Origin of the sequence: Flavobacterium lipolyticum, from assembly GCF_020905335.1 — a bacterium.
GTDB lineage: Bacteria > Bacteroidota > Bacteroidia > Flavobacteriales > Flavobacteriaceae > Flavobacterium > Flavobacterium lipolyticum.
This window is the reverse complement of record NZ_JAJJMN010000002.1, coordinates 351,299-371,571: the sequence shown is the minus strand read 5'-3', so window position 1 is coordinate 371,571 and position 20,273 is coordinate 351,299. Positions and strand designations below refer to the sequence as shown.

At 39.0% G+C, this 20,273-nt stretch carries 11 protein-coding genes; 6 read left to right on the top strand and 5 right to left on the bottom strand.

Annotated features, from left to right (window positions below; genetic code table 11):
• Window positions 1–59: 59 nt before the first annotated feature.
• Window positions 60–980 (bottom strand): FecR family protein, encoded by a 921-nt coding sequence (locus LNQ34_RS18325; RefSeq protein WP_230000769.1) that lies wholly within the window; start codon window positions 978–980, stop codon window positions 60–62.
• Window positions 981–1,094: 114 nt separating this feature from the next.
• Window positions 1,095–1,652: an RNA polymerase sigma-70 factor gene (locus LNQ34_RS18320; RefSeq protein WP_230000768.1), complete on the bottom strand. Its 558-nt coding sequence runs from the start codon at window positions 1,650–1,652 to the stop codon at window positions 1,095–1,097.
• 762 nt (window positions 1,653–2,414) lie between these two features.
• On the opposite strand from LNQ34_RS18320, the gene LNQ34_RS18315 reads away from it, so the two are divergent.
• Window positions 2,415–2,969: a phage tail protein gene (locus LNQ34_RS18315; protein ID WP_230000767.1), complete on the top strand. Its 555-nt coding sequence runs from the start codon at window positions 2,415–2,417 to the stop codon at window positions 2,967–2,969.
• 1 nt (window position 2,970) lies between these two features.
• Here LNQ34_RS18315 and LNQ34_RS18310 read toward each other — a convergent pair whose 3' ends face one another.
• Window positions 2,971–3,990, bottom strand: a complete 1,020-nt coding sequence (locus LNQ34_RS18310) for an SAM-dependent methyltransferase (protein WP_230000766.1) — start codon at window positions 3,988–3,990, stop codon at window positions 2,971–2,973.
• An 86-nt stretch (window positions 3,991–4,076) separates the two neighbouring features.
• On the opposite strand from LNQ34_RS18310, the gene LNQ34_RS18305 reads away from it, so the two are divergent.
• A complete protein-coding gene (locus LNQ34_RS18305; protein WP_230000765.1) occupies window positions 4,077–10,169 on the top strand; it encodes an HYR-like domain-containing protein in 6,093 nt (2,030 codons plus the stop codon).
• A gap of 53 nt (window positions 10,170–10,222) precedes the next feature.
• Window positions 10,223–11,074 (top strand): PorT family protein, encoded by an 852-nt coding sequence (locus LNQ34_RS18300; protein WP_230000764.1) that lies wholly within the window; start codon window positions 10,223–10,225, stop codon window positions 11,072–11,074.
• A gap of 220 nt (window positions 11,075–11,294) precedes the next feature.
• On the opposite strand, the gene LNQ34_RS18295 is transcribed toward LNQ34_RS18300, so the two are convergent.
• A complete protein-coding gene (locus tag LNQ34_RS18295) occupies window positions 11,295–11,627 on the bottom strand; it encodes a hypothetical protein (protein WP_230000763.1) in 333 nt (110 codons plus the stop codon).
• Between the two features lie 39 nt (window positions 11,628–11,666).
• Window positions 11,667–15,953: an RHS repeat-associated core domain-containing protein gene (locus LNQ34_RS18290; protein WP_230000762.1), complete on the bottom strand. Its 4,287-nt coding sequence runs from the start codon at window positions 15,951–15,953 to the stop codon at window positions 11,667–11,669.
• A 701-nt stretch (window positions 15,954–16,654) separates the two neighbouring features.
• Here LNQ34_RS18290 and LNQ34_RS18285 point away from each other — a divergent pair.
• The 3 genes from LNQ34_RS18285 to LNQ34_RS18275 all read left to right on the top strand — a co-directional run bounded on the left by LNQ34_RS18285 (window position 16,655) and on the right by LNQ34_RS18275 (window position 19,988).
• Entirely contained in the window at window positions 16,655–17,572 is a 918-nt protein-coding gene (locus LNQ34_RS18285; RefSeq protein WP_230000761.1) for a bestrophin family protein, read from the top strand.
• 32 nt (window positions 17,573–17,604) lie between these two features.
• Window positions 17,605–18,288: a response regulator transcription factor gene (locus LNQ34_RS18280; protein ID WP_202702890.1), complete on the top strand. Its 684-nt coding sequence runs from the start codon at window positions 17,605–17,607 to the stop codon at window positions 18,286–18,288.
• Between the two features lie 332 nt (window positions 18,289–18,620).
• Window positions 18,621–19,988 (top strand): HAMP domain-containing sensor histidine kinase, encoded by a 1,368-nt coding sequence (locus LNQ34_RS18275; protein ID WP_230000760.1) that lies wholly within the window; start codon window positions 18,621–18,623, stop codon window positions 19,986–19,988.
• The last annotated feature ends 285 nt before the right edge of the window (window positions 19,989–20,273 follow it).

The window sequence follows — 20,273 nt, the reverse complement described above, 5'->3', positions numbered from 1 at the left end:
CTCCGCTAACCCGCATTGCGCTATGCGAACTATTTTTCTCTCAACCGTATTTTTTAAACTTAACGGATGACATAAGTCCCCGACTCTATTTTGTAATCTGCATTGATAATATTGCACACCAAAGCAACGACCTGTCCTGCCGGAAGTTCTTTGAAATAAGCACTAATTTTTAAGTTGTTTAAATTTTTGTTTGCAATCTGAACGGTTACGTTATAATTTCGATTGATCGTTGCAATGACTTCCGGTAAAGGGGCATCTTCAAAAACGATAATGTGTTTCCGCCATAGCGAAATTGAGTTCATTGGGATATCCTTAAACGTCTGAAGTTTGTTACTGTGCGATTTAAAAACCACTTTTTGCCCCGGAGTTACATATACATTTTCTTCGGTCACAGTTGATTTGACATTCACTCTTCCCGTCAGCACCGAAACTTCCTGAGTAGTCTGATCCGGATAAGCCTGCACGTTAAAACTCGTTCCCAGTACTTTGGTATCCATTTTATCGGTATGAATGATAAAAGGATGCTTTTTATCTTTGGCTACATCAAAAAAGGCTTCTCCGGTTAAATAGATTTCTCTGGTATCCCCCTTAAAAGTAACCGGATATTTTACATGGCTTCCGGCATTAAGCCATATCTGAGTTCCGTCACTTAAAACTATTTTAGCATGTTCTCCTGCTCTTGTCGCATATTGCCTGGTAATGGTTTTTAGCGAGGATAAATAAAGGAAACAGGACAAGCTAACTACAAATAACAAAGAAGCTGCCACCGCCCAATTACTATTAGGAAAAGAAATAACCTTATTCGTTTTTTTAATATTTTGAATTTCCTTTTTTAACTTCGATTGGTCTGATGTGATCAATGCTATCGTGTCGAATATTTCTTCAGGATGATCGTACCAGTTATTCCATAATTCTTCCCCATTTAAAGAGGGCTTCCCTTCTAAAAAAAGTTTTATATCTTGATGTGATTTTTCAGGCATTATAATGTGTTTATCTCTTTAATAGTATGTCTTAGAAATAGTAATTTCAGGTAGGCGCTTAAGGTTACGCTTTTGTTAAGAAAAAATGCATAACCTTACATTAGCCATCTGCTATTAGTTAAATTCACCCAGGTAGTTTCGCATAAACTTTAATGCGTAGGCAATGTGATACTTTACCGTTTCGTGCGAAACATTAAGTTCTTCGGCTATTTCTTTGTTGGTGTAATGTTTGATTCTGCTGAGAATAAAAACTTCTTTGGATTTTTTAGGAAGCAATAACGCAGCCTTATCAACGGCTTCCTGCAGTTCTTCATAATAAATAGAATCTTCGGTAGTGTTGCTGCCGTCGCAATCATTGGTGTTTCTGTCTATAACCTCTCTTATATACTGATCGGTGAGGGTATGCAATTTTATATAATCTAAAGTGGTATACCGAACAGAGGTGTAGATATAAGCTGAAAATTGCTTTTGAATAACCAAACTCTTTCGTCTTTCCCAAATTGTTGCAAAAACTTCCTGAACAATCTCTTCGGAAACCGGAACCGACTTCATCCTCACATAAACAAACCGAACCAATACATCCCGATATCGGAAATACAATTCATCAAACGCTTTATCTTTTCCTTGTCTCAATAACTCAACAAGCTCCTCATCTGTAAACTTCTTATACATGAGACACTGTTTTTGAATGATTTGGCGAATGGAGTGTTCGAAATAAGACTTTCGATCCAATCTTTATACAGCGATGTATTCTGATTTTAAAAAATGACATATACTACAATTGTGTTGTTTATAATATGTCTTCAAAATTAAAGCTGAGGGTAGGTCTGGAAGGTTACGTTTACATTAATAAACTGAGCTCGTTATAAAACATTATATTAACATCTGATGCTTTATGTTACGTCAATATTGATAGGAGATCTTGTTCGATATCAGCTTTGTAAAGTGTCACTTGTTAAAGCAAAGCATACTGCAAGTAATTACGAATTTGCCGCAACGATCTTAGTATTTGGTGCAGAATTTTTTCTCCATAATTTTCATAATAATGTGTCAATAGAAAGCTTAGGTTGTACTATACCTCCTACAACTATCATATTTCTACCGTAAAATCGTGCAAAACACCAATAAACATAAGGATGTGGCTCATTTTTCTGCTACTTGCGATTTATCTCACTCATTATTAGTGTTTCCGACATTAAAAAGATATTTCATGACAATAAAAACCTTTCTCATGACATATTTTTCAGTTTCGGTGCCTAAGATTCTTAGTTTTAACCTGTTTTAGAAGAGAAAAACAGGTAGAAACACCTGTTTTTGAGAGTTTTATATTTTATATCTTAGTTGAAATATAAAAATTGTCCTTTTATTTCTTAGTTAAAAACACAAGTAATATCAAAAACAAATATAAACACTAACCTATTAACACTAAACACTATGGAAGAATTCATTGGAGTTGTAAAACTTTTTGCGGGAAATTTTGCCCCAAGAGGCTGGGCCTTTTGTAACGGACAAATATTGTCAATTGCACAAAATACGGCATTATTCTCAATCCTTGGTACAACCTATGGAGGAAATGGTCAGACTACTTTCGCTTTACCAAATCTACAAGGTGCAACAGCTATTGGACAAGGAACTTCACCTGGAGGAACTTACGTTCTTGGACAAGCTGCAGGTACACCAAACGTTTCAATTTTAACAAGCAACCTTCCTGCTCACGTTCACGCAGGACCTGGTAAAATTTCTGTGAGTGCAACAAATGCATCAGATTCAACACCGGTAGCCGGAGCATCGATAGCAATACCGGGAGCTCTTGTATCGAGAGTTTTTGCACCAACATTAGGCTTTGCAACAGCAACTCCAAGTGTCGATTTATTAAGCAATGTAACCACTGGTGCCACTGGTAGCAATCTGCCTATCTCAATAATGCAGCCTTATGTAGCATTATCTTATATCATTTGTCTAGAAGGAATTTTCCCTTCCAGAAATTAAACTATTTAAGAGCATTTTTTACATTATAAGACCATTTGGGTATATCGCTGAAGTCGTATAAAAACTGAATTTCAGAATACTCTGTAAGATTGTACATAGAAACAAGACAAAAAGGGTTTGTAATATAAGACTCCGCAGTTTTTAATTCGATGTCTTCAAATATCCTGATTTCAGTAAAAATACACACATCGGGATGGTTACTAAAATCATCGGGCAGATTATAAAAGTCACTTTTAAATTCTAAATCCTGACTTCTATTGCCAAAAAGTTCTTTGCTTATTGTAAATAATCTATCTACAAATACACTATGAGGATAGGGCTGCATTTCATTGTGGCCCTTAACCTCTGTTTTAGCATCTTTAAGTGACGGCTCATGATCGAAAAAGGTAAAAGCCAAATCGATTTTGATTTCTTCGGGAATTAAAATTCCATGTGAAGACAGCTGCGAAACAATGTTTCGTGTAATCGCCACTTGCGGCTCTCGGGTAAGAGCATAATGCATCGTTTCGGAAATGGCCAAATCAATTTCAAAATCATATGGTTTTGTATATGTAATGGCATCTGTTTCGATTAATTCTAATGAATAATCGTTTAAACCGGTCACCGATAAAATATGATGTACAGATGCTATAGAAGCAGTATTGATATCCAGTAAAATGGCTTTAATTCTATCTTTATGAAACAAAGGAAGTAAAGGAAGAATTAAAGTTGCATAAGGGCCACAACCCGCATAAAGAACATTAATACTTCTCTCTGGAAAATCAATACACAATTTTGTCAGAGCCTTATAAACGCCTTTTATGAAATAAACCGTGCGTAAATAATCGTCAACACAGTCTGCCGCACCAGAGCTTGACAAGGCAACGCCACCTTTCACAAGAACTTCGTTGTTCTCAAAATGGTTAACTGTTGCGATTTTTTCATAAAATTCTGAAAGGTTTCGCGCACATGTGGTGTGTTCATCAATAGTATTTGACGCAATGATAGATTGAACAATAATCGTAAGCTCTTGTTTATACATGATACTCAATTTTAGTTAAAGCTTTAAAGTTGAAACTGAAAAACAAATGTAAGAATACAAAATGATAAATCTAATATCAGTTAATTATGAAAAAACTCTACCTATTACTCATTCTACTGTTTTTTACGCTGCAGCAATTGACTGCACAAACAGTAGAGACCTTCGAAGCTCAGACAATTAACCAGCCTAACTTTACCAGCAATGGTAAGACCTTTAATCTGACTAACACTTACATTAGCTTTACTACTGTTCAATTTGCAGGTTTAGGCTATAACGGTTCAAACCGATTTATACAGGTTACGGATGGCGGATTAGCCGAAAGTTTAGGACAAACCGGATACATTACAGCTGCCTCCGGAAGCTTTAAGATGAATAGTTTATGGATTTACCTTACCGGTACTTCTGGTCAGACTCCTAATAGTACCTTTGATGGCGCACCTGGTTCGGTTACCTTAACCGGAAAACTTGGAGGTGTAACACAATTCTCTATTGTAAAAAGCACTACTGGCGCAAACATTGGTGTTGCCTTACCTAATAAAGGTTTTATCCCTGTCAACTTCGCGACAGACGGAGTTTCAAATTTTACCAATATCAACATTGACCAGCTTGAAATTCAGCTAAGCGCCAATTACGATTATTTTGCAATTGATAATTTTACCTGGGTTGATGGGGTAAGTTTACCAACAGTAACTACTACAACCGCAACAAATGTGGGTTCAACGAAAGCAATTATTGGAGGAAATGTAACTGCAGATGGCGGAGATGCCAATGTAGAAAGAGGAATCGTTTGGGCAACAACAGCAAGCCCGACGATCGCAAACAATAAATTTCAAATCGGAACTGGAACTGGAATTTTTAGTAATACTGTAACCGGATTAACTCCTGGTTCGACTATTCATTACAGAGCTTATGCAAAGAATACTGCCGGTACAGCTTATGGTGCCGAGTCAACTTTCGTAACATCGGCTGCTTTAGCCACTTCTTCCACCTCAAAAACAGATGTGGCTTGTAACGGAGGAACTACTGGTGCTGCCAGTGTTACCGTAATTGGCGGAGTTACTCCCTATACCTACTCATGGTCTCCTGCAGGAGGTACCGGATCATCGGCAACCGGACTGTCTGCAAATGCATACACCGTTACAATTACCGATGCTGAATTGACACAAATTACCAGAAACTTCTCGATAACACAACCAACAGCACTAAATGGACTGCCTACGACAACGGCTGTTTCCTGTTTTGGAGGCAGTAACGGTACAGCAACAATAACTCCAACTGGAGGTACACCTGGATATACCTACTTATGGTCTACCGGAGCTACAACGCAAACTATAACAGGCCGTGTAGCCGGAACTTATAGTGTGATCATCACAGATGCTAACAATTGTCCTAAAACAATAAACAATATTGTTATAGGTCAGCCTGCTGCCGCACTTGACGGAACTGTTACTACCACAGCCGCTTCTTGTTTTGGAGGTAGTAACGGTACAGCAACAGTTACACCATCAGGAGGTACACCTGGATACACCTATTCATGGGCTCCATCAGGAGGTACAGCAGCAACCGCAACAGGACTTGCCGCCGGAACTTATAGTGTTACTATTACAGATGCTAACGCATGTCCTAAAACGATAACGGGTATTGTGGTAGGACAACCAGCTGCCGCTCTTGATGGCACTGTGACTACAACAGCCGCATCTTGTTTTGGAAGTACTAACGGTACAGCAACAGTAACGGCAACCGGAGGTACTCCGGCATATACTTACTCCTGGTCACCAACCGGAGGTACAGCCGCAACGGCTACGGGACTTGCTGCCGGAACTTATAGTGTTACCATTACAGATGCTAACGCATGTCCTAAAACGATAACGGGTATTGTTATTGGCCAGCCTACAGCTCTTGACGGAACGGCTACTACAACAGCAGTTTCCTGTTTTGGAGCGAATAACGGTACGGCGACGGTTACCCCTTCAGGTGGTACACCAGGATATACTTATTCATGGGCTCCATCAGGAGGTACGGCTGCAATAGCAACAGGACTTACCGCCGGAACTTATAGCGTTACTATTACAGACGCTAACGCATGTCCTAAAACGATAACGGGTATTGTGGTAGGGCAGCCAGCAGCAGCTCTCAATGGAACTATATCCACAACAGCCGTTTCTTGTTTCGGAGGAGCTAACGGTACTGCAACAGTAACTCCTAGCGGAGGAACTGCAGGATATACTTATGCATGGTCTACAGGAGCCACAACGCAAACTATAACAGGTTTGATAGCTGGAACTTATAGCGTTACTATTACAGATGCTAACTTATGTCCAAAAACGATAAACAATATTATTATAGGTCAGCCAGCCGCAGCTCTCGATGGAACTGTAACTACAACAGCCGCTTCTTGTTTTGGAGGATCTAATGGTACTGCAACAGTAACTGCAACCGGAGGTACTCCAGCTTACACTTATTCGTGGTCTCCATCAGGAGGTACAGCAGCAACCGCAACAGGACTTGCCGCCGGAACTTATAGTGTTACTATTACAGATGCTAACGCATGTCCTAAAACGATAACGGGTATTGTGGTAGGACAACCAGCTACCGCTCTTGATGGCACTGTAGCTACAACAGCAGCTTCTTGTTTTGGAAGTGCTAACGGTACAGCAACAGTAACCCCATCAGGAGGTACACCGGGATATACCTATTCATGGTCTCCAACCGGAGGTACAGCCGCAACGGCAACCGGGCTTACTGCCGGAACTTATAGTGTTACCATTACAGATGCTAACGCATGTCCTAAAACGATAACAGGTATTGTTATTGGCCAGCCTACAGCTGTTGACGGAACTGCTACTACAACAGCCGTTTCCTGTTTTGGAGGTAATAACGGTACAGCAACAGTTACCCCTTCAGGTGGTACACCAGGATATACTTATTCATGGGCTCCATCGGGAGGTACGGCTGCAACAGCAACAGGACTTACCGCCGGAACTTATAGCGTTACTATTACAGACGCTAACGCATGTCCTAAAACGATAACGGGTATTGTGGTAGGACAGCCAGCAGCTGCTCTTGATGGAACTATATCTACAACAGCCGTTTCTTGTTTCGGAGGAGCTAACGGTAGTGCAACAGTAACTCCTAGCGGAGGAACTGCAGGATATACTTATGCATGGTCTAACGGAGCTACAACTCAAACCATAAACGGACTTATCGCAGGGACTTATAATGTTACCATTACAGATGCGAACAACTGTCCTAAAACGATAAACAATATTATTATAGGTCAGCCAGCCGCAGCTCTTGATGGAACTGTAACTACAACAGCCGCTTCTTGTTTTGGAGGAGCTAACGGTACTGCAACAGTAACTCCTAGCGGAGGAACTGCAGGATATACTTATTCATGGTCTCCAACCGGAGGTACCGCAGCAACCGCTACAGGACTTGCCGCCGGAACTTATAGTGTTACTATTACAGATGCTAACGCATGTCCTAAAACGATAACGGGTATTGTTATTAGTCAACCAGCTGACGCCGTGAACGGGACTGTAGTTACAACAGCTGCTACTTGTTTCGGTAATGCCAATGGTTCGGCTACAGTTACTCCATCCGGGGGTGCCGGAAATTATACTTATTCCTGGTCTCCAACAGGTGGTACAGCGGCTACAGCAAGCGGGCTTGCTGCAGGAACTTATAGCGTGACCATTACAGATGCTAACGCATGTCCTAAAACGATAACTGGTATTGTTATTAGTCAACCAGCTGTTCTTAACGGAACTGCAACTACAACAGTAGTTTCGTGTTTTGGGCAAGCTGACGGTACTGCAACGGTTACTCCAACCGGAGGTACTTCGGGCTATACTTACTTATGGTCAAATGGAGCAACAACACAAACTATAACTGATCTTGTTGCCGGAAACTATAATGTGGTCATAACAGATGCCAACTTATGTACCAAAACAGTTAGTAATATTATTGTATATCAACCAACTGCTATTACAGTTACCCCAGCACAAACTGATGTAACCTGTAATGGAGGGCAAAACGGACAAGCTTCGGCTACCGTAAGTGGCGGAAGTGGTAGTTATACCTATTCATGGTCTCCATCGGGAGGTACGGCTGCAACTGCAACCGGACTTACTGCAGGAACTTACACTTTAACGATCACTGATGGTAGTGGTTGTACTAAAACTCAAGTTTACAACATCTTAGAACCAGCTGCAATCGCAACTACAATTACAGGAACAAATGTTAGCTGTAACGGAGGAAGCAATGGTTCGGCTACTGTTAATGTAACAGGTGGAACAGGTGGTTATACTTACGTTTGGTCTCCAACCGGAGGAAATTCAGCAACTGCAAGTGGCTTACCTTCAGGAAATTACTCCGTACTGGTTACTGATGGAAATGGATGTACCAAAACTACCAATATTGTGATCAACCAACCGGCTCTATTAACTGCCACCATTGCAACTCAAACAAACATTTCCTGCAATGGAGCAAGCAATGGAGCGATTACCACTACTATAACTGGCGGTACAACTCCATACACTTACTTATGGTCAAATGCAGCAACAACTAAAGACATCAGCGGATTAACGACAGGAACCTATACCCTAACAGTTACAGATGCTAATGGTTGTACTGCACCACTATCAGTAACTTTAACCACTACTCCTGATGTAACACCACCAGTACCAAATGTGGCTACTCTTCCAGTAATTACAAGTGCTTGTGCTGTTTTATCGGCTCAGATTCCAGTTCCAACTGCAACGGATAATTGTAGTGGAAATATTACTGCAACCACAACGAATCCTTTAACTTATAATACACCGGGAACCTATACAATTACCTGGACGTATACTGATGCCAGTGGAAACACAAGCACACAAAATCAGACCGTTAAAGTTCTTCCTTCGTCTATTCAAGCAGTAACTTTTAGCAATGCTACAGTAACCTACAACAAAAACCCACAAGCAATACAAGTTGCTAATTTACCTGCAGGAGCTACTGTTGCTTATACAATAGCACCTGGATCTACAGGAAATTCAGCTACAAATGCGGGTACATATACGGTAACTGCGCTAGTAACTCCTGCTGCAAGCGAGCCTAATTGTTCTCCAATTACGCTTACTGCACAGCTTACTATTCAAAAAGCAGCGCAACAAATTACTTTCGCAGCTTTAGGAGTAAAAACTCTTGGAACTATAAATACGTTCTCACTGGGGGCTACTGCCAGTTCAGGTTTAGCGGTGAACTATTCTTTCACCTACAAAACAGCTTTACCTGCTGCTACTGTTGCTCCATTAACTGGTCTAGTAACTATGTTAAGACCTGGAGAAGTAACAATTATTGCTGCTCAGGCTGGTGATGCGAATTATTTACCTGCTGCGGATGTTTCACAGCTTTTGGTGATCAAAAACAATGACATCACTGTTACTCAAATTACTGTTGGTACTAAAGTTTATCCAAATCCGGCTAAAACTATTAATTACCTGATGGCATGTGGCGAGAACAACGTAAATGTAGCATTGACCAATACAACCAATGCAACCTTTACGCCTGCAGCTAATTTTACGATCAATACACCTAAACCTGGAATTTATACGCAAAACGTAACAATTACTTCTGAAGACGGAAGTGCTAATGCTACTTATGCTATAACTGTAGAAAAACCATTTGGATTCTATGATATTGTACACCAAAAATTCAATAATGTACTTATCGTAAACAACAACCCTCAAACGAATGGAGGTTACGAGTTTGTTTCGTACCAATGGTTTAAAAACGGACAAGTAATTGGAACAAATCAATACTTTTCAGCAGGTGAGGCTCAATCTAATACATTGGATTTAACAGCCGATTATAGTGTAAAAATGACTACTAAAGATGGTAAAGTGCTGCAAACATGTCCTTCTAAAATTAAGACACAGAAATCACTTGAGGTTAAATTGTATCCAAATCCGGTTGAAACAGGAAAAATGCTTACTGTAGACGCTGATTTACCAGAAGGTGATTTAGAAAACATGCAAATAAGTCTTTACTCTGTTACAGGTAAACTACTTACAACAATGAAGTCGTCTACTGCTCAAACACAGGTGCAATTACCTCCAAGTACTGAGAGTAATATGGTTCTTGTAGTTATTGAATCAGGCAATATCAAAAAGTCATTCAAAGTACTTGTAAAATAATCAAAATCATGCCAGTACCACTTCAAAATGGTACTGGCTAATACAACTTTAAGATGAAAAAATATATCAGTACCTCTATAAAATCTATAGCTACAGTTACGGCGTTTTTAGCGATATGCCTCCAGGGCTATAGTCAGGATAAAAAACAGGAAATATCGATCTCCGTCGCAGGACCCGGTTCTTTTCTTAAGTACAGTGGCGGTGGTACTATCGTACCCGGAAACGGAATTAGTGCAGGAATCAGATACTCCTATTATTTAAACGAAGGCTTAAGTATCGGAATTGGAGCGGAGTATCAATCCTATAATTCTGATGCAAAGTATGCTTCTTTTAGTGGACAATATGTTACTAAAGATGCCGAAAATGAAACCTTTCAGTTTAGATACAAAGCCACTAACTTCAGAGAAGAACAAAGCCTGAGTTACATAAATGTTCCAATCGCCATTCAATTTGAAACTCCGGGAACTACTCAATTGTACGTTGCTGCGGGTGCTAAAGTAGGATTTGCGATCAAAGGATGTTATCAGAGTACCTTTCAAAACCTTACTACAAGCGGTTACTATCCGCAATACAATGTAGAATTATTTAACCCTGCGTTTGCCGGTTTTGCAAGTACTAATGATGTAAAGACCAGCGAACAGGATTTAGATACTAAAGTGTCTTACTCTGCTACTTTTGAAACAGGTTTAAAACAAAAGATTGGGAACAGAAGTTCATTCTATCTTGGGGCTTATATCGATTATGGTCTAAATAACATCTACAATAAAAATGGAGACAAAAGTCTGGTACAGTACAATCCGGACCTTCCTGTGCAGCTGCAATACAACAGCGTATTGGATTCTCCATCCGTACACAATGTCAGACTGGTTTCTTACGGACTTAAGCTGAGATTTGCTTTACGTTAATTAACAAATAAAAATCTTAAATAACTACTTTTCCCGCTCGGGAAAAATTAAAAAAGTCGGTTTCTTGGGGGAAATCGGCTTTTTTTTTTGAGGGATCTCAGTTCATCCAAAAATATCAATCCAATCATTGCCATTATGAATATTAAGAATACAAATTGGATTATTTCCAGACTGATTTAAGCTTTAAAATTAAGATTAGTTCTTAACCCGAATGCCATACCTAAATAAACACATTCATTTCTCTTTGTTTATTTTTTAAAAAATTTAATGCTTTTTCATATATAATCTGATCACATTTTATAACAAGTATTTCTTTATTATCATAAACTCTAAAAATAATCATCTGATTGTTTGCATACTTTAAAAATACACTTTTGATATCTGATGCGCCTTTTCCAATTTTACTACATCCACAAGAAAGATGAAAAACGACATGTTTTTGGGATATGCAAATGAAGCCACATTTACGAGATTTTAAATAGACATTTAACATACATGAATCCTGATCTTCTTCATAAGAAACTATAGTTGGTCTGGATAATATTGAAAACATAAATAATAAATTAAATGATTGATATGCCTATTGCAATTGCTAAACACATTTTATATGGTCCCTTTTGTTTAAATATATCATTTTATTTGCCAAAGTTTCAGGTGTAACCCACTTATAACAAGGCAACCTCATTTCTTCTATACCAACTGCCTGTGCAGCTCCATACGCAAAAGTGGCGCATTGTCTGCGGTAATGATAACCGGACGTATCTGAATTCCCACTATTAAAATCTCTTATATAATTTGAAAGACGGGACATTTGATTAAAATCAAGTTGATAAGTTCTTGAAACCAAATCGGGACTTCTTAAATGAGATTTATCATCTACAACTAACATTCCCGGCATTCCGAAAAATATAAAAGGGCATGCCTCCGATTTTTGAAGACCACGTCCTTGTCCGGGCCAGTGGCCCAGATATACTTCAGGATCCCCGGTTGTATTCACGCCAATAAAAGCATGGCCGACAAAGGTATTGTCCGGAGCATCTGCATAAATAGTCAATTGTCCCGCACTCAACCCAAACGGATCCACCCATCCATTAGAGTCATGCACGTAAGCATAGAAATTCGGGTTATTTCCCAGCAGTCCTATTCTGTCCTGACTCAGGTAAGTTCCTGTGTCCGGCGAGTAATAACGGTATCGGTTGTAGTACAAGCCCGTCTCTACATCCTCAAATTGCCCGAGCTGTCTGAATTGGACGAAGTTCCTATCCCCTTTTAAATCTTTTAAAGCACCATAAATGTCATAATCAGTCTCCCAAATAAGATTACCAGTATCATTGTAAGCCTGCACAGGACGACCGATATAATCATTAATAATGGAGAATTTTTCTTCCCCCATTATTTTTGCACTCGGTGTAAAACTTCCTTCCTGATATACCCAGGTTATCAGATTGTCTTTTGGCTCAGGTTTATCGTATATCAGAAAGTCTCCGTCTTCATCTATGGCGATTAACCGGGGGCTTTCTTTCAGATCGTATTTCCACTCATGAATAAGAACGTTACCGTCCCAAAAATAGCGATTTATTTGTTGGTCGGCAATTTTTGCCGTACGTCTGCCCAGTGCATCATATTCAAAGCGTACCACTTTACCATCAGGGTTTTGTAAACTCTCGAGCATACCATTGGCCAGCCAGCGGTAAATGGTATCGCCTTGTTGCCACTGCTCGTGTTCTTGTTGTAGCTTTTTTTCTTCTTTTTTGTTGCCTATAAGTTTATCAAAGAGATTGGTTGGTTTTTCAAAAACTAACGGTTTTGTAATATCACGAGGACTTTTGTGAATCAGATTCCCCAGTTCATCATATTTGTAATGGTAGTTATCGTCTTTGAGCAGTTTACCTCCTTTACCGTATTTACGATCGCTGTGATCCAGGGTTTTGTAAAGGTTTCCTACGACATCAGGTGTTCTATAGAGTTCTTCAGTTCCATTATAACTTTTAGCCAAATTCCCAAAATCATCATAATCAAAGTAGGTCATGTTTTGGGTTAGCTGATTTACAGCACTGCGAAGCTGTCCGTTGGTATCCCAATTATAGAAACGGGAACCGGTACGTTTACCATTGACAAAAACTTCCTGTTCTTTTTGCTTCCCACTGCTGTTATAACTGGTTTTGATGTGCAATCCTCCTGTAGCAAAACGTTCTATCTCGCGCCCTAAATCATCTCTTTTCAGAGTAGTTTCCCAAGCCTGATGTTGTTCCTTGAGTTCGTTGCTTTGAGCTTCTATACGTTCGAGCTGTCCTTTTGGGTTGTAGTGGGTGTTGATGTTGGCGCCAAGACTTGTTTCGATATGGGTACGCTGTCCTAAGGTGTTATAAGTTGAAATCAGCGTTATAGCATTTTCGGGACTGTCAAGTTGTTGTTTTTGGGTTTCTTTTACGATGCGTCCAACAGCATCGCGTTCCAGACAAATGCTTACGTTTTGGTTGTTGGCTTCTGTCAGTAATCCGTTTTTGTTGTAGGTATAGGTTTCCCAGCTACCATCATGGTAATCGGCTCTGATAATTCGCCCGAGTGCATCCCGTTCATAGTCGGTAAATTTTCCCTCTCCTTGATCGATTCGGGTTACTTCACCGGCCAGATTGCGATGGTATTTTTTAATGATCCCGTCAAAAGAGGTTTCACACATGATGTATCCGGCTTTGTCTCTCCTAAAACTATAACTTTCGTTGTCTTCATTTTTTATACTGGTCAACTGCTCAATCTTGTCGTAGTCAAAACGTACTTTTACCCCGTTTTGCTCTCTTACGGCAAGGCTTCCCATTGGGGTATAGCTGAATTTTATATGATTTTTATTGTCTTTTAAAGCGATTACTTCCTCATAATTATTATACGCAAACTCAATGATGTTACTGTCTTTTTCTATAATTTGCTGTACTCTGTCCAATGCATCATAGGTAAAGTAATCGGCCATTTGCATAGGGGTGTAAATGGCTTTTACACGTCCACGATGGTCGTATTCCCAACTCTTTAGTTTTTGGTCGTTTTCGCGCCATTCAATAAGATTATACTGCTGATCATAAACCAATTCAAGTGCGTTATTATTTTTAGCAACGCCGGACAATAGCCCGTTTTCATAATACGTAAAACTGGTATAGGTTTTATCGGGTGCAATAATGGTTTTGAGCTGATGTGTTTTTTGATCATTATAAAGATAGATGGTTTTATGTCCTTCCGGATCTATGGCTATGGAAGGACGGTTTTCCTCATCAAATAACATCATTTCCTGAGTGCCGTCAGGATAAGTGGTACTGATTTTATTGCCCATCTCATCATAAGTGAATCCTAAGATACGGTCTTCCTGATCGATCTGGCGATACAATTCCATAAACTCGGTATAAGTGTTATAGATACTATTGCCTAACGGGTCTTTGATCCGGGTAATGAGCTGATCAGGTTCATAATAATAAGTAGTTACCGCTCCGTTGGCATCGGTTACCAGGTTATACCCTTCTTCAGTATGATATTCGATCCGGCCTTCCTGCCAGCCTCCGTCACCCCAGGTGTGTACACAACGGTTCTCAGTATCGTATTCCCAATAAAAGGTTTGTCCGTTACGATCCGTTTTCTCCACCATCAGATGATCCTCGTACACGATTCGGGTGGGTTTGCCTAAGGCATCCACAATAGCGATTATGTTATGTGACTCATCATATTCATAGGCCACTAAAAGCTCGTCCTGCTCAGGGCCTTCCAGTTCAAGTTTCTGAATGAATCCGTCTTTGGTACTTACTTTTATGATTCGGCCACAGGCATCGATGATTTTGTTTAGGATATATCCCGAAAATTCAAAAAAGATAGAAAGTCCATCGGAATTGCTTATTTGGGTGAGTTGGTATTTTTTGCCGTCAAAAAGGGCAAAATCATAATACCGTTTACCGCTATGATCATAGGCCTGATAACCGATTGGGGTTCTTTTTAAAGTGGTTTTTTCCTGGCGCAGGTAAAATTCTTCACCGGGTAGTAAAGCAGGAAAAGCGACCAGGCGTCCATCGTCCATACGAAGTCCTAAAGCATCATCTTCAGGATACAACTCTACGGCTCTGTCATAAACACTGTGTACACCATGTCCGAGCCAGCCTAAATAGTCTGAATCGGAATACCAGTTGCGCTCCCAATTCAGGGTTATAGGACTTGCAATATCAAAATCACTGCCTTCATATATCACCGCTCCGTTGATCAGGTTTACAGGCTCAAAACCTGCCTTACACAATAATTTACTGAGTTTATTAGGCCCAATAGCACCTTTTAGAAATTTATTGAATGCTTTCCTCCTCTCTTTCATCAGGGTACCAAAACCCATACTGGCAATCAGTCCGGTAGGCATACCTCCCAAATCGGGAACATAAGGACCGCCCAGTATCACGGGCTTTCCGGTAGGAATAGGCAAAGAAAATGATGTTGGGGCAAATAATGTCGGGGCAAAGGGAAGCTTTTTTTGACCTACTTTGGTTGTTTTTCCCATCGAGATCGGGATTCCGATATCGTTGCAGGTCATTAGCATATGGCCTTTGGGGCTCATTCGGGTACTGTCTGAAAAAACGGTTTGTGAGGCAAAAAAGTTCACACTTTCATGACCAATAATGGGAGCCATAAGCCAGGGAGGGCTAAAAAGCGGAATATGCACCAAAGGAATTATAATTCCGCTGGTATCTGAGTTACCCCTTTTTAAACCATTAACATACACACTGGTACCTAAAAACGGAGTATAATCTGCAGGGTCAATTACAATACCTATATAAGGATGAAAGGGATTAAAAGGCGGCAAAGTGGTAAAATGAATATCTATCCCGACCACAATGGTCAAGTGATTGTTGGCTAATAACATAATTTCAGGCGTTGTTTAATTGATATTCTTTTCTTATTTATACATATACCCTTACAAGTACATTCGAAAACCACGACAAATAAGGGTAAATGTACTACAAAATATTAATCGTAAATACATTTTTATAAGATTAAACTTTCAATTTATAACAAACCAAAATTTCAGGAGCCAGAAATACTAATTTTTCAGTGTTTTCAAATTGATTTCTGAATGACAAAGTCTCAATAAGGACGGAAGAGTAATCTCCAGATAAACAATCAAATTAGTAACTGATTCAAATTTAAACTGATTTCTCGATGAGCAAACGCCTGTATAACCTAGGTTTGCTTTTACCCTTTCAGGGTAATTAATGTTAATTTACTGCATAGTGCATTGCACTATACTGTTGCTTAAGCTCTTTCAGAGCTGGTTTGGAAAAGTGATCTCTTTTAGATCAGACTGCATTGTAAAAAATATTGCAGCTTCGAATAATATTCTCAATACTTTTATTTAAATCTCAAAGATGGGCTGAAAATCCAAAGGCAAAAGCATAATGCAGCGTATTATGAAATAAATAAACCATCTATCAAAGTCCTGTAAGGGCGAAAGAGTAAACTCCAATCTATACGCCTGATCTCGTTTAATCCTCATATATTTCTATCATTTTTTGTTTGAGGCCGCACTTTTAATTACTTTTATGGTATTAAATCTAATCAGCATCAATGATTATAAAGAAAAAGAATACCTGGTTTAAAATGCTCTTTGAATGGCGAGGTTCCGTTTTGCCACAGCTGCTTCCAAGGCTTTTATTATTACTGCTGTTTTCCTTTGTCGTGGTTTATTTTAAACCCTGGCTACTCCAATATAATCTGCACATCAATCCTGCTATTTTTACATTGTTTGGAATTGCGCTGGCCATTTTCCTCGGTTTCAGGAACAGTGTGAGTTACGATCGTTTTTGGGAAGGGCGAAAACTTTGGGGTGCATTGCTCAATGATACCCGATCTCTTGCCCGACAAAGCATCACTCTTGTTCCTGATAAAGGATATGAAGTCCAACGCGAAAAATTCACTAATTTGCTTATTGCATTTGTATACAGTCTCAAACATCAGCTTCGGGAAACCAATTCTGATGCCGATATGAGTCGATTACTACCCAAAGAGTTTGCCGACCAATTAAAAGAAACTCGCTACAAACCCATACTCCTTTTAAGAGAATTAGGTCTTTGGGTAAAAGACGCTAAAGCTGAAAATAAAATAGACAGTGTTACACAACTGGCTTTTGAAGAAAATTTAAATAAACTGTCCGATATTGTTGGCGGATGCGAACGAATTGCCGGCACACCTATCCCCTACACCTACAGTGTATTATTACACAGAACGGTTTATATTTATTGCTTTTTATTGTCCTTTGGTTTTGTCGAAACTATGGGCTGGATTACACCGTTTATCATTGTTTTTATTGCCTATACTTTTGTGGCGTTGGAAGCCATTGCAGATGAACTCGAAAATCCATTTGGCCTGCAGCCTAACGATCTTGCCCTTGATGCAATGTCTGAAATGATCGAAAACACCTTATTAGAATTAAACGATAAAAAAATAAATCCGGTAACGCATCATAAGGATTGCTTTATTACCTAAAAGAGGAGTCACTCCTCCATTATATTTCGAATATGAACAGAGTGTTATTAGTTGAAGATGATCCCAGAGTGGCATCATTTATCACAAGAGGATTAGAAGAACATTTGTATGAAGTTAAAACCATTACCAAAGGTTTTGAAGCCATCAAAGAGGTCATGCAAAACGAGTACAATATCATTATCCTTGATATCATGCTTCCGGACATTACCGGCTTTGAAGTTTGCGAAGTTTTACGAAGCAGAAAAATTATTGTACCCATACTTATTTTAAGTGCACTTGATACACCACAGGAAAAAGTAAAAGGTTTACAATCCGGAGCCGACGATTATCTCGCCAAACCCTTTTTGTTTGAAGAACTTTTGGCCCGAATTAATGCACAGCTTCGTCGTGCCGAATTCAGTACCGGAATTCTCGATTTTCAGTCCTATGCCGGAATCGAAATCAATATGAAAGAACAAAGTGCCACAAGAGACGGCAAAGAGCTCAACCTTTCATCAAGAGAACTCAAACTCCTGATTTTCTTTATGAAAAATCGCGAAACTGCCTTGTCAAGAGTGGCCATTGCACAAGCGGTCTGGAACATTGATTTTGACAGTACCTCCAATACTGTTGACGTGTACATTAATTATCTGCGAAATAAAATCGACAAGAACTTCCCCACTCCGCTCATTCATACCATAAAAGGAACGGGGTATATGTTGAAGCAGAAGAGTTGAAAAGAGTAAAGAGTGAAGAGTGAAGAGTGAAGAGTGAAGAGTGAAGAGCAAAGAGTAAAGAGCAAAGAGTAAAGAGTAAAGAGCAAAGAGTAAAGAGTAAAGAGTAAAGAGTAAAGAGTAAAGAGTAAAGAGTAAAGAGTAAAGAGTAAAGAGTAAAGAGTAAAGAGCAAAGAGTAAAGAGTAAAGAGTAAAGAGTAAAGAGTGAAGAGTAAAAATCTGCTGAATCTGCTAACCCGAGCGATAGGGAACAGGCGAAGCAATCTGCGAGAGGAAATAAATACCCACTTATTTTGAATTATGTTCCCATATATTAAAAACAGACCTAAAGCGTTATGAATCTAAAAAAAAAATTAGCAGTAAATTCTACGTTGCTTTTTGCTTTTATCGTCGGATTACTCATGACCGGATCATTCCTGCTTTTCAGAAGTCATATGAAAGACCTTTACTATGACAATCTCGAAGATCATGCCTTGACTGCTGCTTTATTTTATTTTAAGAAGGATGAAATAAAAGAATTCACAAACGAACGATACCATCAGATTGAAGTTCAGTACCACCGAATCAACAATGAATCCATTCGGGTTTACGATGCTAAAACCAAAAAATTATACTTAAAAGATTCAATTGATATTGAGCTTAGCGACCATGAACTGAATAGTATTGTAAAAAATAAAATAGAATCGTTTACCATAAAAAACAGGCAGTTTGTAGGTTTATTTTACAAAGACAATCAAGGGGATTTTATAATTGTAGTCTCTGGTATCAATCACACGGGTAACCGACAGCTTGAGATTTTGGGTCTAATGTTTATCCTTTTTTACCTGGCAGGTATTCCTCTAAACTATCTTTTGGGGACATTTTTAGCCAAACAAACCTTCCGTCCTTTTAAAGAAGTCATTGCAAAAGTAAATACCATCACCACCGAAAATCTGCATTCGAGATTAGAAGTGCAGCAAGCTCAGGAAAAAGATGAAATTAAAGAACTTGTAACCACTTTCAATTATCTCTTAGAAAGACTTGAAACCGGTGTGATGACGCAGAAAAATTTTCTAAAAAACGCCTCACACGAGCTCAAAACTCCCTTGACCATCATCATTGGTGATATTGACGTATCCCTGCAACAACCCAGAACCAACGAGCAATATGAAGAAATTTTAAAATCTCTTAAAAAAGACACACTGCATTTAAAATCAACCTTAGATGGTCTTCTGGTACTATCGGGACTTCAGTTGTCTGAACCTCAGCAAATGGAAACCATAAGAATTGATGAAATACTATGGAATGTACTGGAGAAAAAAGCAATTGAATACCCCGAATCTAAAGTATCGGTAGATCTAAGTGCTTTGGCCGATCGTGAAAATTTACTTTCGGTTCATGCCAATAAACATATGCTTTTTATAGCCCTTTACAATATTTTAGACAATGCGATCAAGTTTTCATCTCCAAAACCGGTAAATGTTTTAACTTTCTCTGAGCACCATAAACTTTTAATACAAATTACAGATCAGGGCTCCGGAATTTCAGAACAGGACAAAGAATCTATTTTTGATCTTTTTTTCAGAAGCGATCATACCCGTCACATACAAGGACAAGGTTTAGGTCTCTTCATTACCATGCAGATACTCAAACTGCATGATATTCATGTTAGAGTAGATTCTGAAGTTGGAAAAGGTACTTCTGTTACCTTAGTATTTCCATAATCTGATTCGTTTCTCTGCTGTTTTTACAAACCTTAATCCAATCTGTTTTTCCAGTTGGTAACCTTTACTTAACACTCTAATCTTTCTTTAATCTACTTTAAATACAACTCTAATCCGTTTATTTTTAATGATTTACACAAATCATTGATTTTAAAGACCTAAAAGATTCTACAAACCTAACGGCTTGATCATTTTAAGTTAACACTAACTATTTTTATCATTTTAAGTTAACAAAAGCGTTAAATCCGATCGGAGCAAACTGAGTTTCTTTGTCAAATAAAAACT